Raw genomic sequence first — 14,719 nt, 5'->3', positions numbered from 1 at the left:
GGGGCTATTCTCCTCCGCCGCCGTGCAGGCTCTGCACCGGGTCGCGGGTGAGCTGCTCCACACCCGTGAGGTCCCCGGCCAGCTGGTCGACGGCCGCGTTGGCGCTCGCGACGCACGCGGGGATGCCGACACCGTCGTACGCCGCTCCGCAGACCGCGAGGCCCGGCAGCGCGGCGACGTGGGCGCGGACGCGGGCCACGCGCGCGTGGTGGCCGACGGGGTACTGCGGGAGGCCGTCGTCCCAGCGGGTGACGCGGGAGGCGACGGGCGTGGCGTTCAGCCCGGTGGCCTCGCGCAGGTCGTGGCGGGAGATGGCGACGAGGTCGGCGTCGTCCTTCTCCAGGACCGCCACGTCGCCGTACCGTCCGACGGAGGTGCGCAGGACCAGCAGGTCCGGGCCCTGCCGGTCGATCCAACCCCACTTGCGGCTCGCGAAGGTGGACGCCTTGATGGTGTGCCCGTCGACGGGCGGCACGAGGAAGCCGCTGCCTTCGGGGAGGTCCGTTTCGGCGCGCTTGTACGCCAGGGTGACCAGCGCCATGGAGGCGTACTCGACGGCGTCCAGCTCGGCGGCCGCGGCGGGCGACTCGGCGGCCAGGAGCCGCGCGGCGGCGGGCGCGGGCAGGGCGAGGACGACGGCGTCGGCCTCGTGGACGCCGCTGTCGGTGACCACGCGCCAGCCGTCACCGGTGCGGCGCAGCTCGGTGACCGGGGTGCCGGTGAGAATGCGTGCGCCACGCGCGCGTACCGACGCGGCGACGGCGAGCGGCAGCTGTCCGATGCCGCCGTCGATGCCCATGAAGACGGGCCCCGTCTGCTGGTTCCGCGCGGCGCGCGCCTGGATGTCGCGGACGCCCTCGGTGAGGCAGGTGTGCGTGCGGGCGGCCTCGAAGAGCTGCGGGACGGCCGAGCGCATGGAGATGCGGTACGCGTCGCCCGCGTAGACGCCGCCGAGCAGGGGCTCCACGAGGCGGTCGACGACTTCGCGGCCGAGGCGGGCGGCGACGTACTCCCCCACGGCGACATCGTCACCGACCTCGGTGCGCGGCAGCTCGCGGTCCCGTTCGATGCGGCGCAGGCCCTCTGCGGAGAGGACCCCGGCCAGGGCGGAGGCGTCACCCGGTACGCCCATCACGTGGCCCTTGGGCATGGGGCGCAGGGCGCCGCGGGTCCAGAGCGAGGCGGTGGCGGTGGCGGGCGGCTGGAGCCGGTCGGCGAGGCCCACCTCGCGGGCGAGGGCGACGGCCTCCGGGCGGCGGGCGAGCATGGACTCGGCGCCGAGGTCGACGCCGACCCCGGCGATCTCCCCGGCGCGCAGCTTGCCGCCGAGCCGGTCGGAGGCCTCCAGGACGGTCACGCGGCTCCTCGGGGCGGTGGCCAGGAGTCGGTGTGCGGCGGCGAGGCCGGCGATCCCGCCGCCGATGACGACGGCGTGGCCGCTGCCCGTACGTGTGTCCGTTGCGCGCATGCCTCCACTCTCTCAGACCGCCGAGTCCCGACCGTGACCGCATCGGGACCGCTCGGCAACCACCGTTCGCGCCCCGCCCGGCGTCGTAGGAGCATCACCGGCCACGTCTATCGGGGGTACGCCGATGCACACGTCCAGCAGGTCACGTCACCGCATGTCCAGGGGCCGCGCGGCCCGGGCCCTCTCCGGGGTGCTCCTGGCGGGCGCGCTCGCGCTCACGGGGTGCACCGCGAGCGGCGGCGACAGCGGGGATGACGACAAGGCGGCGGGCGCGGGCCAGCAGGCCGCCGCTCCGGAGGGCGCCAAGGACGCCGCCGGCGCGCAGGCCGACACGTCCGGCGGCCGGAAGCGCCCCAAGCTCACCGGCACGCACGTCATCCGCACCGCGACGCTCACCGTCCGCGTCAAGGACGTCCCCAAGGCCCTGGACGAGGCCCGGGCGGCGGCCGAGGACGCGGGCGGCATCGTGGGAAACGAGAGCACGTCGCGCGACGACGAGGGCCGCGAGCGCTCCCGTGTCGTGCTGCGCGTCCCGCAGGACACGTACGAGGACGTCCTGAAGTCCCTCGAAGGAACGGGCCGGTTGCTCGACCGCGAGGCGAAGGCGCGGGACGTCACCGATCAGGTCGTCGACGTCGAGAGCCGCGTCAAGTCCCAGCGGGCGAGCGTGACCCGCGTGCGGGAGCTGATGGACAAGGCGACGAAGCTGAGTGACGTGGTGACCCTGGAAGGAGAGTTGAGCACCCGTCAGGCCGACCTGGAGTCACTGCTCGCGCAGCGGGCCTCGTTGAAGGACCGCACGAGCATGGCGACGATCACCCTGTCCCTCACGGAGAGCGCGCGCGAGACCGCCGACGGGGACGACGACACGACGTTCGGCGACGCGCTCACGGGCGGTTGGGACGCGTTCGTCACGGGCCTGCGCTGGATCGGCATCGCCCTGGCAGCAACCCTCCCGTTCGCGGCAACCGCAGCGCTGCTGCTCCTGCTGTGGCTGCGACGGTCACACCGCAAACAGGGCGACAACGCCCCGTAAGGGACGGGAAACCTGCGCCCCGAAAGGGGCGCGGGGAACTGCGCGCTCAGCCCCCACCGACCCGCAGCCCAGTCCCCGCACCGGCCGACGCGACGCCAACCCCACCGCCGACGTCACCCCCCACGGCGTGACCTAGCGTGTCCACATGAGCAGCACACGAGAGCGACTGGTGGTCATCGGAGGCGACGCGACCGGCATGTCCGCCGCATCGCAGGCACGCAGGCTCAAGGGCCCGGACGAACTGGAGATCGTCGCGTTCGAGCGCGGCGACTTCACCTCGTACTCCGCCTGCGGCATCCCGTACTGGGTGGGCGGCGCCGTCGAGGACCGGGGCGACCTGGTCGCGCGGACGCCCGAGGAGCACCGGGAGCGGGCGATCGACCTGCGGATGCGCACCGAGGCGCGGCGGATCGACGTGGCGGGCCGGCGCGTCCTCGCCCGGGACCTGGAGTCGGGCGAGGAGTACTGGACGGCGTACGACAAGCTCGTCATCGCCACCGGCGCCCGGCCGCTGCGCCCGCCGCTGCCCGGCGTCGACGCGCCCGGCGTGCACGGCGTGCAGACCCTCGGCGACGGGCAGGCCCTGATCGACACCCTGACCCGCACCGAGGGCCGTCGGGCGGTGGTCGTCGGGGCCGGGTACATCGGCGTGGAGATGGCGGAGGCGCTGATCCAGCGCGGCTATGACGTGACGGTCGTCAACCGCGGCAAGGAGCCGATGTCCACGCTCGACCCGGACATGGGCCGCCTGGTGCACGAGGCGATGACCGGGATGGGCATCGAGATGGTGAACGACGCCGAGGTCACCAAGATCCTCACGGGTGAGGACGGCCGGGTCTCGGCGGTGGTGACGGAGGAGGCCGAGTACCCGGCGGACGTCGTGATCCTCGGCGTCGGCGTGCGCCCCGAGACGGAACTGGCGCGCGCGGCGGGGCTGCCGGTGGGCGAGTACGGCGGCCTGCTGACGGACCTCGCGATGCGGGTGCGCGGCCACGAGGACATCTGGGCGGGCGGGGACTGCGTCGAGGTCCTGGACCTGGTGTCGGGGCGGCAGCGGCACATCGCCCTCGGCACGCACGCGAACAAGCACGGGCAGGTCATCGGCTCGAACGTGGGCGGGGGCTACGCGACCTTCCCCGGCGTCGTCGGCACGGCCGTCAGCAAGGTGTGCGACCTGGAGATCGCGCGGACGGGCCTGCGCGAGAAGGACGCGCTGGCGGCCGGGCTGCGGTTCGTGGCGGTGACCATCGAGTCGACCAGCCGGGCCGGTTACTACCCCGGCGCGGCCCTGATGACGGTGAAGATGCTGGCCGAGCGGCGCACGGGCCGGCTGCTCGGCGTGCAGATCGTCGGGCGCGAGGGCGCGGGCAAGCGGGTCGACGTCGCGGCGGTCGCGCTGACGGCGGGGATGACGGTGGAGCAGATGACGGCGCTCGACCTCGGATACGCGCCGCCGTTCTCACCGGTGTGGGACCCGATCCTGGTGGCGGCACGCAAGGCGGTCGCGGCGGTGCGGGCGGACGCGGACTGAGAAACGCCCTGTTTCGCGCCCCCGCCCGCCGTCACGGAACGCGCGCGCCCCGCAGGTCAGTACGGGCTCGCCGCGGAAATGCCGCCCTACGCCGTTCCCGCCCCGCTTGGCTGATTCCACACGTTCGGGCCCCTCTCGTTTCCCGCTCCGTGGGAGCCCGCCCACGGCGGGCGCGGGTGACCGGCGCTGACGCGCGGGGCGGGACGCGGCGCCCCCTCTGAGCGGCCACGGCGTCCTGGAAGCTCCGCTTCCGGGGCGCGTCGCGCTGCCCGCGCGCCCCCTCCGGCACCCCCTGTGGCCGTCCCCTCTCTTTTCCGCCAGCTTTCACAGAATCGGCACAGCCTCCACAGCAAGGCCGCACCATGTGACGCGTCAGAGCGGAACGGACACACGCCGCGACATGTGGCCGCGCCGTTGGGGGTGGGCGTGGGGCGGAGGCATCCCCAGGGCCCGAGCGTGGAGGGGACCACAACCGCATGAGACGCACCGCACGAGCGACGGCTCCCGATGCCGGCGCCGCGATCACCGCCGAACCCGAGGGAGCGTGAGGGCGCCGTGCGCATACTCCTCCTGGGCGCCACCGGTTACCTGGGCCGGCATGTCGAGGAGCGGCTGCGCGCCCTGCCGGGCGTACGGCTGCTGCGCGGCGGCCGCGCGCCCGTGGACGATCACAAGACCGACCTCGCCACCGTCACCACCGACGCGCTCGCCGAGCAGCTCAGCCGGGCCGCTCCGGACGCGGTGGTCAACTGTGCGGGCACGGCCGCCGGCACCACCGCGGACCTCGCCGCGGTCAACTCCCGTGGCCCGGCGGTCCTGTGCGAGGCCCTGCGGGCGGCGGCGCCCGAAGCCCGCCTCGTGCACCTCGGCTCGGCCGCCGAGTACGGCCCGAGGGGCGTCGGCGAGCGCACCGCGGAGGACGCCCCCGCCCGCCCGGTCACCCCTTACGGCGCCACCAAGCTGGCCGGCACCCTCGCCGTCCTGGAGTCCCGGATCGACGCCCTGGTGCTGCGGGTCACCGACCCGGTGGGCCCCGGCGCACCCCCGGCCGCGCCGCCGGGCCGCCTCACCGCCGAGCTGAGCCGGGCCCTCGCGCACACCCCGCACGGCACGCTGCGGGTCGGCGACCTCACCGCGCACCGGGACTTCGTCGACGTACGCGATGTGGCGCGGGCGGTGGCGCTCGCGCTGGCCCTGCCGGGGCGGCTGCCGCGGCTGCTCAACATCGGCAGCGGGCGGGCCGCTCCGGTGCGCGACCTGGCGCACGGCCTGGCGGATGCGGCGGGGTTCACCGGCGCCGTGGAGGAGGCGCCCGCCCCGGCGGGCCGGTCGACGGCGGTGCCCTGGCAGTGCTCGGACGTCACGGCCGCGGAGTGGGAGCTGGGCTGGCGGCCCCGGTTCACCCTGCGGGAGTCGCTGGCCGCGCTCTGGGCCGCGGACGGCGCCCCGCTCCTCGCGCGGTGACGGAGCGACGAAAAGGGTCCCTGTCCGGCCGGACAGGGACCCTTTTCGGACATTCTTCAGACTGCGGTACGCGTGTGGACGTACTCCACGAGCCGGGTCAGCGCCTCGGGGTCCGTGGTCGGCAGGACGCCGTGGCCGAGGTTGAAGATGTGGCCCTCCAAGCCCTTCGCGGCGGCGAGCACCTCGTCCGTCTTCGCCTCGACGGCCTCGCGCGTGGAGAAGAGGACGGCCGGGTCGAGGTTGCCCTGGAGCGCCTTGCCGGGGCCGACGCGGCGCGCCGCCTCGTCCATCGGCACCCGCCAGTCCACGCCGACGACGTCGGCGCCGGCCTCACCCATGGCCCCGAGCAGCTCGCCGGTGCCGACGCCGAAGTGGATGCGGGGCACGCTGTACGAGGCGACCGCGTCGAAGACCTTCGCCGACGCGGGCAGCACCGAGCGCCGGTAGTCGGCGGGCGAGAGCGCGCCCACCCATGAGTCGAACAGCTGCACGGCGCTGGCGCCCGCCTCGATCTGCACCTTCAGGAAGGCGGCGGTGATCTCGGCGAGCCGGTCGAGCAGGTCGGCCCAGAGCTGCGGGTCGCCGTACATGAGCGCCTTGGTGTGCTCGTGGTTGCGGCTCGGGCCGCCCTCCACGAGGTAACTCGCGAGGGTGAAAGGCGCGCCCGCGAAGCCGATGAGCGGGGTGGCGCCCAGCTCGCCCGTGAGCATCCCGATGGCCTCGGAGACGTAGTGGACGTCCTCCGGGGTGAGGTCCCGCAGCTGCGCGAGGTCGGCGCGCGAGCGGATGGGGTTCTCGACGACGGGGCCGATGCCGGGCTTGATGTCGAGGTCGACGCCGATCGCCTTCAGCGGGACGACGATGTCGCTGAAGTAGATCGCCGCGTCCACGTTGTGGCGGCGCACCGGCTGGAGCGTGATCTCGGTGACGAGGTCGGGCCGCATGCAGGACTCCAGCATGGCGGTGCCCTCGCGGACCTTGCGGTACTCGGGCAGTGAGCGCCCCGCCTGCCGCATGAACCAGACCGGCGTGTGCGGCACGGCCTCGCGCCGGCACGCCTTCATGAAGGGGGAGTCGTACGTCGCTGCGTTCTGCCGGCCCGCGGGGCTCTGGCTGCTGTTGGCACTCACGCGGAAAGTCTCGCACGTTGACCGGGGACCCCCTCACGGGTGTCTCTCCCTGCGCGAAGGCGCCGTTCCCCTTAACCTTCCCCGCATGGCTGCGGCTCAGGGACAACGGTCGGACGGCGCTGGAGAGATGGACGGTTCGGAGGGGAAGGTGGCGGATTCGGCTCCGCCGCCCTTCCGCGCGGCGGTCGAGGCGCTGCGGGGGGCACGGCTGCGGCCGGAGATCGAGATCGACCCGACGCCGCCGCCGAAGCGGCTCGCGCCGTACGCGTACGCGCTGGAGGCGGCGGTCGTGGACGGCGAGGAGGACCTCGCGGACGGACGGCTCGTGCTGCTCCACGATCCGGCGGGGCACGACGCCTGGCAGGGCACCTTCCGGCTCGTGACGCTGGTGCGGGCGGAGCTGGAGCCGGAGATGGCGGCGGACCCGCTGCTCCCGGAGGTGTGCTGGTCGTGGCTGACCGGCGCGCTGCGCTCGCGCGGGCTCTCCGTGAGCGAGGCGAGCGGCACGGTGACGCGCGCCGGCTCGCACTACTTCGGGGGGCTCGCGGAACGGCCGCCCGCCTCCCAGATCGAGATCCGGGCGTCGTGGACCCCGCGGGAGGGGGGCGGCGGGGTGCCGGACACCGGGGCGCACCTCGCCGCGTGGTGCGAGCTGCTCTGCCAGATCGCCGGACTGCCCCCGCTCGCCCCCGGGGACGGCTCCGTCGTCTCCCTCCCGCAGCGGCGCGGGCCCCTCGCTCCCTGACGCGGAACCGGTCTCGTCGGCCCCGTGGCACACCGCCACGGGGCCGATGTGCGTGGGGCCGATGTGGGTGGGGCCCGGATGGCTCGGATCGGGTCGCCCGGACGGCGGCTTGTTCGGGCCGATTTCCGGATGATCGAGCGCATGTCCGAATTACCCCGATTGGTACTCACCAAATCGTGATCATTCCCTAAAGGCGGGCGGGTTTGCTGCCGAAGAGGTTTGTGACCTTGAAAAGCACGGTTCGTCCCGGCTTCATCCCCGAGCCGGTCCCGTCCCGCCCCCACCAGGAGGCCTGGTGTCCGTTCTCCTCGAGCAGCCCGCAAGCCTGGTCGCCTACCGCCCGAACAAGCCGACCGCCATGGTCGTCGTGGCCGACCCCCGCGTCCGTTCCACCGTCACCCGCCACCTGTGGGCTCTCGGTGTACGCGACGTCATCGAGGCCTCGTCCATCGCTGAGGCTCGTCCCCGCATCGGCAACCCCCGTGACATCTGCGTCGCAGACGTCCACCTCCCCGACGGCTCCGGCCTGACGCTCCTGTCCGAGACCCGTGCCGCGGGCTGGCCCAACGGCCTCGCCCTCTCCGCCGCCGACGACATCGGTGCCGTGCGCAACGCCCTCGCGGGCGGCGTCAAGGGCTACGTCGTCACCGGCACACGTACGAACGTCGGACTCCCCACCCGCCCCGGCGCCGCTCCGATCGGTTCGGCCGCCGCCCGAATGCACCGCCGCCCGCCGGGTGCCCCGAGCCACCCCGGCGGATACCGCGAGCTGTCCGGCCGTGAGGTCGAGGTGCTCCGGCTCGTCGCCGAAGGCCAGTCCAACAAGGCCATCGGTGTCTCCATGGGCCTGTCCGCCCTGACCGTGAAGAGCCACCTCGCCCGCATCGCGCGCAAGCTCGGCACGGGCGACCGGGCCGGGATGGTGGCGGTCGCGCTGCGCACCGGCATCATCCACTGACTGATTTACCACCCTCCCCCGCCCGTCGACGGAACGTTCCGTCGACGGGCGCCGCGTATACACAGATACCCTTGACAGGTGACCGACGCCCAAGAGACCGCAGCAGACAGCTCACTGCGCACCACCGGGGGCGCCCCTCCGGACGACGGCCTCGCTTCCGAAGGGCTGCCGACGCCCCTGCTGGAGCCCCGTGACGGCATCCCGCCGGTGATCGCCGACGAGGAGTCCCTCGCCGCGATGATCGCCGAGTACGCCCGTGGCACCGGCCCCGTGGCCGTGGACGCCGAACGCGCGTCGGGCTACCGCTACGGCCAGCGCGCCTACCTCGTGCAGCTCCGCCGCGAGGGCGCGGGCTCCGCGCTCATCGACCCCGTCGCCTGCCCCGACCTCTCGGGCCTCGGCGCGGCCATCGGCGACGCCGAGTGGGTGCTGCACGCCGCCACCCAGGACCTGCCGTGCCTGCGCGAGATAGGCATGGTCCCCTCGCAGATCTTCGACACGGAACTGGCGGGGCGGCTCGCCGGGTTCCCGCGCGTGGGGCTCGGCGCGATGGTCGAGGGCGTACTCGGCTTCGTACTGGAGAAGGGGCACTCCGCCGTCGACTGGTCGACCCGGCCGCTGCCCGAGCCCTGGCTGCGGTACGCCGCGCTCGACGTCGAGCTGCTCGTCGACCTGCGCGACGCCCTGGAGAAGGAGCTGGACCGGCAGGGCAAGCTGGAGTGGGCCCGCGAGGAGTTCGACGCCATCGCCTCCGCGCCGCCCGCGCCGCCCCGCAAGGACCCCTGGCGCCGGACCTCCGGCATGCACAAAGTGCGCCGGCGCCGGCAGATGGCGGTCGTACGGGAGCTGTGGACCGCGCGGGACCGCATCGCGCAGCGGCGCGACGTCTCGCCGGGCAAGGTGCTCAGCGACGGCGCGATCGTCGAGGCGGCGCTCGCCCTGCCGCCCAACGTGCACGCGCTCGCCGGGCTGCCCGGCTTCGGACACCGCATGGGCCGACGTCAGCTGGAGCAGTGGCAGGCCGCGGTGGACCGCGCCAAGGCACTGCCGGACGCGGAGCTGCCGCAGCCGGGGCAGACGGTGAGCGGGCCGCCGCCGCCGCGGTCCTGGGCGGACCGGGACCCGGCCGCCGCGGCGCGGCTCTCCGCCGCGCGGGCCGCGGTCTCCGCGCTCGCCGAGCGGCTGAACATGCCGCAGGAGAACCTGATCACTCCGGACACGGTCCGGCGCGTCTGCTGGGAGCCGCCGGCCCAGGTGGACACGGACTCCGTGGCGTCGGCGCTGGCCGGGTACGGCGCGCGGCGGTGGCAGATCGAGCAGGTCACGCCGGCGTTGGTCGCTGCGCTGGCTTGACGGCGGGGTTTCCTGGCCGCCGCAGCTTTCCCACCCACCCACCCGTTACCCCGCGTCGAGAGGTGGAGGGGGCAGGGGGGGTGACGCGGCGACCACCGCTGGTCCCGGGCGGGCTGGCGGCGTCCGCCCTGCGGGCGAGGCGGGCGGGTGGCGCGGGTGCCCGGCGCCTTCGTACGGCCCGGCTCCCACCGGCACCTGCTGACGCCGAGCGCGGGGTGCATGGGTGGGCGCCGCGCCTCCCGACGCCCTACGGCACCCGCTGACCCCGAGTAGCACGCATGGGCGGGGGCCGCGCAACCCGGCCCCGGCGGCACCCGCTAACCCCGAGTACCCGCGCATGGTCGGCCACCGCGCCACCCGGCCCCCTACGGCACCCGCAAACCCCGAGTACCACGCGCATGGGCGGGCGCCGCGCCACCCGACTCCCCACGGCACCCGCTGACGCCGAGTAACGGGCGGGTGGGTGGGGCAGGCATCCGCCGCGCAGCGGCGGGACAGGGCACCGCTCACCGCCCCGCGGAACAAGTGTGACCTTCGCCTCCCGCGGGCCTCCCTTGGCCACCTAGTTACCGACAAGTAGCATGGGCCCAGGAAGCGCGCCGCAGGCGTGGCGCAACCGCACCCTGGAGGAGAGCCATCGTGCCTCGTACCGTCAGGGACGTCGTCTTCGTGGACGGCGTCCGCACCCCGTTCGGCAAGGCGGGTCCGAAGGGCATCTACCACGAGACCCGTGCCGATGACCTCGTCGTGAAGGCCATCCGGGAGCTGCTGCGCCGCAACCCGGACCTCGACCCCGCCAAGATCGATGAGGTCGCCATCGCGGCGACCACGCAGATCGGCGACCAGGGTCTGACGATCGGCCGCACCGCCGGCATCCTCGCCGGGCTCCCGCAGTCCGTGCCCGGCTACTCCATCGACCGCATGTGCGCCGGCGCGCTCACCGCCGTGACCTCGGTCGCGGGCAGCGTCGCCTTCGGCGCGTACGACATCGCCGTGGCCGGTGGCGTCGAGCACATGGGCCGCCACCCCATGGGCGAGGGCGTCGACCCCAACCCCCGCTTCGTCAGCGAGAAGCTGGTCGACGAGTCCGCGCTGTTCATGGGCATGACCGCCGAGAACCTGCACGACCGCTACCCGAGCATCACCAAGCTGCGCGCCGACGAGTACGCGGTGCGTTCGCAGGAGAAGGCCGCCAAGGCGTACGCCGACGGCAAGATCCAGGCGGACCTCGTGCCGATCTCCGTACGCCGTACCAACGCCGAGGCCGGTGAGACCGGTTGGGGCCTGGCCACCGCCGACGAGCCGATGCGCCCGGGCACGACGCTCGAGAACCTCGCGAACCTGAAGACGCCGTTCCGTACGCACGGCCGCGTCACGGCCGGCAACGCCGCGGGTCTCAACGACGGCGCCACCGCCTCGCTGATCGCCTCCGAGGAGTTCGCCCGGGAGAACAACCTCCCGGTCAAGATGCGCCTCGTCTCGTACGCCTTCGCGGGCGTCGAGCCGGAGGTCATGGGCTACGGCCCGATCCCGGCCACGGAGAAGGCGCTCGCCAAGGCGGGCCTGTCCATCTCCGACATCGGTCTCTTCGAGATCAACGAGGCCTTCGCCGTGCAGGTGCTCGCCTTCCTGGAGCACTACGGCATCGCCGACGACGACGCGCGCGTCAACCAGTACGGCGGCGCCATCGCGTTCGGCCACCCGCTCGCCTCCTCCGGCGTACGCCTGATGACGCAGCTGGCGCGGCAGTTCGAGGAGCAGCCCGAGGTGCGTTACGGCCTCACGACCATGTGCGTCGGCTTCGGCATGGGCGCGACGGTCATCTGGGAGAACCCGAACCACAAGGACGCCGGAGGCGACAAGTGAGCACCACGACCACCGAGCTTCTGAAGGGTGCGGCCGAGCTGTTCCCGGACGAGGTCGTCACGCAGGCGCACGTACGCCACCTCGACCTCCCCCAGGGTGCCGGGCGCTTCGCGCTCATCACGCTGGACAACGGCTTCGACCACACCAAGCCGACCACCTTCGGCCCCGCGTCGCTGGCGAACCTCAACGCCGCGATCGACCAGGTCGAGAAGGAGGCGTCCGAGGGCTCGATCGTCGGCGTCGGCATCACCGGCAAGCCGTTCATCTTCGCCGTCGGCGCCGACCTCAAGGGTGTGGAGCTGCTCAAGCACCACGAGGACGCGCTGGCCATCGGCAAGGGCGGCCACGAGGTCTTCAAGCGCCTCTCGGGCCTCGCCGTGCCGACCTTCGCGTACTACAACGGCGCCGCGATGGGCGGTGGCGTCGAGGTCGGTCTGCACTGCTCCTACCGCACCGTCTCCAAGGCGCTGCCCGCCTTCTCGCTGCCCGAGGTCTTCCTCGGCCTGGTGCCCGGCTGGGGCGGCTGCGCGCTGCTGCCGAACCTCATCGGCGCGGACCGCGCGGTCACGGTCATCATCGAGAACTCGCTCAACCAGAACCGGCAGCTCAAGGGCAAGCAGGTCTTCGAACTCGGCATCGCCGACGCGATGTTCGAGGGCGCCGACTTCCTGGAGCAGTCGCTGATCTGGACGGCCTCCGTCCTCAACGGCTCGGTCGAGGTCGTCCGGCCCGAGATCGACCGCGGCGAGGGCTGGGACGCCGCCGTCGCGCGTGGCCGTGCCATCGCGGACTCCAAGGTGCACGGCGCCGCTCCGGCCGCCTACCGCGCCCTGGAGATCATCGCCGCCGCCAAGGACGGCGACCTCCAGCAGGGCTTCGACGCGGAGGACACCGCTCTCGCCGACCTGATCATGGGCGGTGAACTGCGCGCGGGCATCTACTCGTTCAACCTCGTGCAGAAGCGCGCCAAGCGCCCGGCCGGCGCCCCGGACAAGAACCTGGCGCGTCCGGTCACCAAGGTCGGCGTCGTCGGCGCCGGTCTGATGGCCTCGCAGCTGGCGCTGCTCTTCCTGCGCCGTCTTGAGGTGCCGGTCGTCCTGACCGACATCGACCAGGAGCGCGTCGACAAGGGTGTGGGCTACGTCCAGGCCGAGATCGACAAGCTGCTCGGCAAGGGCCGCATCAACCAGGACAAGGCGAACCGCCTCAAGGCGCTCGTCTCCGGTGTCCTGGACAAGGCCGAGGGCTTCTCCGACGCCGACTTCATCATCGAGGCCGTCTTCGAGGAGATCGGCGTCAAGCAGCAGGTGTTCGCCGAGGTCGAGGCGGTCGCCCCGGCGCACGCGATCCTCGCCACGAACACCTCGTCGCTGTCGGTCACCGAGATGGCGTCGAAGCTGAAGCACCCCGAGCGGGTCGTCGGCTTCCACTTCTTCAACCCGGTCGCGATCCTGCCGCTCCTGGAGATCGTGCGCGGCGAGAAGACGGACGACGCGTCGCTGGCCACGGCCTTCGGTGTCGCCAAGAAGCTGAAGAAGACCGCGGTGCTGGTGAAGGACGCCCCGGCGTTCGTCGTGAACCGCATCCTGACCCGCTTCATGGGCGAGATCCAGAACGTCATCGACGAGGGCACCCCGGTCGCCGTCGCCGAGAAGGCCGTCGAGCCGCTCGGTCTGCCGATGTCGCCGCTGGTCCTCCTTGAGCTGGTCGGCCCGGCCATCGGTCTGCACGTCTCCGAGACGCTCAACCGTGCCTTCCCGGAGCGCTTCACGGTCTCCCCGAACCTCGCGGCCGTCGTCAAGGCCGGCAAGCGCGGGTTCTACGTGTACGACTCCGGGAAGCCGGAGCTGGACCCCGAGGTCGCCGCTCTGCTCAAGCAGGGCGACGAGGTCCTGACCGAGGAGCAGGTGCGCGACCGCGTGCTCGACGCGGTGGCGCAGGAGATCGGGCTCATGCTCGACGAGGGCGTCGTCGCCGAGGCCCAGGACATCGACCTGTGCCTGATCACCGGCGCGGGCTGGCCCTTCCACCTGGGCGGCATCACGCCGTACCTGGACCGTGAGGGTGTCAGCGAGCGCGTGAACGGCAAGCGGTTCCTGGCGCAGGGCGTCGCGAGCGTCCCCGCGTAACACACAGAGCAGGTCGGTGGGCCGTACGGGCGTTGTCCCGTACGGCCCTTCGGCCTTCTCAGCGCCGCTCGCCCTGGGACGCGAGGTGTTCGAGGATGCTGCCGGGCTTCGCGTCGCGCTTGTACGTCAGCTTGTGCACGAAGGAGTGGGAGAGCAGGGCTTCCAGGCGCTCGGGGCTGTACGGCTCCTGCATCGCCTTCTGCAGCTCGTGCGGCGGATGGGAGCTCAGGTCGATCGTGGCGTCCCAGATCGAGGCGAAGCGCTGGTCCAGGTAGTACATGGACTCGAACATGTGGTGCGCCATGTAGTAGTGCACCGCGATGTCCCGGCGCCGCCAGTACTCGCACAGCCCCTGGTACATCATGCCGGTGACATAGTTGCCCGGCTGCGCCGCGAGGAACCAGTTCGAGGTCAGCGCGTCGTGGTAGCGGAACGCGAAGAAGCCCGAACGGACCAGTACGTCGAAGCGGTCCAGGACCGAGTCCGTCACCAGGCAGGTGGCGTCGAGCCAGATCCCGCCGTAGCGGTGCAGGAGCGCGAAACGCGCGATGTCGGAGAAGTGGGTGCGGTCGCTCTCCGCGTGCAGGCGGATGCCGATGGGGATGTCGACCAGCTGGTGCAGGCGCTCCTTGTCGAGCTCGACGACGTCGGCCCCGTGCAGCCGCTCCAGGCGCTCCCGGTTGGCGCGGACGATCGGGGGCGCGTCGTCGAAGCCCTGCTCCCAGTAGACGAAGATCTTGGGGTCGCTGGTCTGCTCGACCGGCTCGTGGGGGACGCGCTGCCGGATCGCGTCGAGGTGCTCCATCAGGAACCGGGCCATGATCCTGCGGTAGGAGAAGCGCTGCGGCTCCGAGGCGATCAGCTGCAGGTCGACCGGCAGGCCCTGCGGGTCCATGCGGACCGCCTGCTCGTAGGTCCAGGCGGCCTGGGCGAGCTCGCGGTGCTTCTCCAGGGTCTCGCCGACCGCGTAGAGCTTACGGACGTCCAGTGGGGCGTGGCTGTTCATGTGGGGGTTCAACTCTCGGTACGTGGGGGTGCG

At 72.9% G+C, this 14,719-nt stretch carries 11 protein-coding genes; 8 read left to right on the top strand and 3 right to left on the bottom strand.

Annotated features, from left to right (window positions below):
* Nucleotides 1-4 precede the first annotated feature (4 nt).
* Entirely contained in the window at nt 5-1,468 is a 1,464-nt protein-coding gene (hemG, locus tag J2N69_RS29310) for a protoporphyrinogen oxidase (protein ID WP_230903363.1), read from the bottom strand.
* Between the two features lie 154 nt (nt 1,469-1,622).
* On the opposite strand from hemG, the gene J2N69_RS29305 reads away from it, so the two are divergent.
* The 3 genes from J2N69_RS29305 to J2N69_RS29295 all read left to right on the top strand — a co-directional run bounded on the left by J2N69_RS29305 (nt 1,623) and on the right by J2N69_RS29295 (nt 5,499).
* On the top strand, nt 1,623-2,504 hold the full coding sequence (locus tag J2N69_RS29305; RefSeq protein WP_230903362.1) for a DUF4349 domain-containing protein: 882 nt from the start codon (nt 1,623-1,625) through the stop codon (nt 2,502-2,504).
* A gap of 145 nt (nt 2,505-2,649) precedes the next feature.
* A complete protein-coding gene (locus J2N69_RS29300; protein WP_230903361.1) occupies nt 2,650-4,035 on the top strand; it encodes an FAD-dependent oxidoreductase in 1,386 nt (461 codons plus the stop codon).
* A 555-nt stretch (nt 4,036-4,590) separates the two neighbouring features.
* Complete coding sequence (locus J2N69_RS29295; protein ID WP_230903360.1) at nt 4,591-5,499, top strand: NAD-dependent epimerase/dehydratase family protein; 909 nt, start codon at nt 4,591-4,593, stop codon at nt 5,497-5,499.
* 56 nt (nt 5,500-5,555) lie between these two features.
* Here the strand turns inward: J2N69_RS29295 and hemE are convergent, their stop codons facing one another.
* Complete coding sequence (gene hemE, locus J2N69_RS29290) at nt 5,556-6,563, bottom strand: uroporphyrinogen decarboxylase (RefSeq protein WP_408056923.1); 1,008 nt, start codon at nt 6,561-6,563, stop codon at nt 5,556-5,558.
* Nucleotides 6,564-6,714: 151 nt separating this feature from the next.
* Between hemE and J2N69_RS29285 the strand changes: the two genes are divergently transcribed.
* The 5 genes from J2N69_RS29285 (at nt 6,715) to J2N69_RS29265 (ending at nt 13,680) form a co-directional block, all read left to right on the top strand.
* Nucleotides 6,715-7,374, top strand: coding sequence for a DUF3000 domain-containing protein (locus J2N69_RS29285; RefSeq protein WP_230903358.1), 660 nt, complete (start codon nt 6,715-6,717; stop codon nt 7,372-7,374).
* Between the two features lie 295 nt (nt 7,375-7,669).
* A complete protein-coding gene (locus J2N69_RS29280) occupies nt 7,670-8,332 on the top strand; it encodes a response regulator transcription factor (protein WP_030687574.1) in 663 nt (220 codons plus the stop codon).
* Nucleotides 8,333-8,410: 78 nt separating this feature from the next.
* Nucleotides 8,411-9,685: a ribonuclease D gene (locus J2N69_RS29275; RefSeq protein ID WP_230903357.1), complete on the top strand. Its 1,275-nt coding sequence runs from the start codon at nt 8,411-8,413 to the stop codon at nt 9,683-9,685.
* Nucleotides 9,686-10,324: 639 nt separating this feature from the next.
* A complete protein-coding gene (locus J2N69_RS29270) occupies nt 10,325-11,551 on the top strand; it encodes a thiolase family protein (RefSeq protein WP_230903356.1) in 1,227 nt (408 codons plus the stop codon).
* Nucleotides 11,548-13,680 (top strand): 3-hydroxyacyl-CoA dehydrogenase NAD-binding domain-containing protein, encoded by a 2,133-nt coding sequence (locus tag J2N69_RS29265; RefSeq protein ID WP_230903355.1) that lies wholly within the window; start codon nt 11,548-11,550, stop codon nt 13,678-13,680. Before J2N69_RS29270 ends, J2N69_RS29265 begins: the two co-directional genes overlap by 4 nt.
* Before the next feature lie 58 nt (nt 13,681-13,738).
* On the opposite strand, the gene J2N69_RS29260 is transcribed toward J2N69_RS29265, so the two are convergent.
* Nucleotides 13,739-14,686 carry a capsular polysaccharide synthesis protein gene (locus tag J2N69_RS29260; RefSeq protein WP_230903354.1) on the bottom strand — a complete coding sequence of 316 codons (948 nt, stop codon included), beginning with the start codon at nt 14,684-14,686 and terminating at the stop codon, nt 13,739-13,741.
* Nucleotides 14,687-14,719 lie beyond the last annotated feature (33 nt).

This window comes from Streptomyces huasconensis, assembly GCF_021028635.1.
Classification (GTDB): Bacteria; Actinomycetota; Actinomycetes; order Streptomycetales; family Streptomycetaceae; genus Streptomyces; species Streptomyces huasconensis.
The sequence above is the reverse complement of the archived record's forward strand: the minus strand, read 5'-3'. Positions and strand labels throughout refer to the sequence as shown.

Coding starts and splice junctions, on each gene's coding strand:
- hemG (WP_230903363.1), bottom strand. CDS start 1,468: ATGCGCGCAACGGACACACGTACGGGCAGCGGCCACGCCGTCGTCATC.
- J2N69_RS29285 (WP_230903358.1), top strand. CDS start 6,715: ATGGCTGCGGCTCAGGGACAACGGTCGGACGGCGCTGGAGAGATGGAC.
- J2N69_RS29305 (WP_230903362.1), top strand. CDS start 1,623: ATGTCCAGGGGCCGCGCGGCCCGGGCCCTCTCCGGGGTGCTCCTGGCG.
- hemE (WP_408056923.1), bottom strand. CDS start 6,563: ATGAAGGCGTGCCGGCGCGAGGCCGTGCCGCACACGCCGGTCTGGTTC.
- J2N69_RS29260 (WP_230903354.1), bottom strand. CDS start 14,686: ATGAACAGCCACGCCCCACTGGACGTCCGTAAGCTCTACGCGGTCGGC.
- J2N69_RS29300 (WP_230903361.1), top strand. CDS start 2,650: ATGAGCAGCACACGAGAGCGACTGGTGGTCATCGGAGGCGACGCGACC.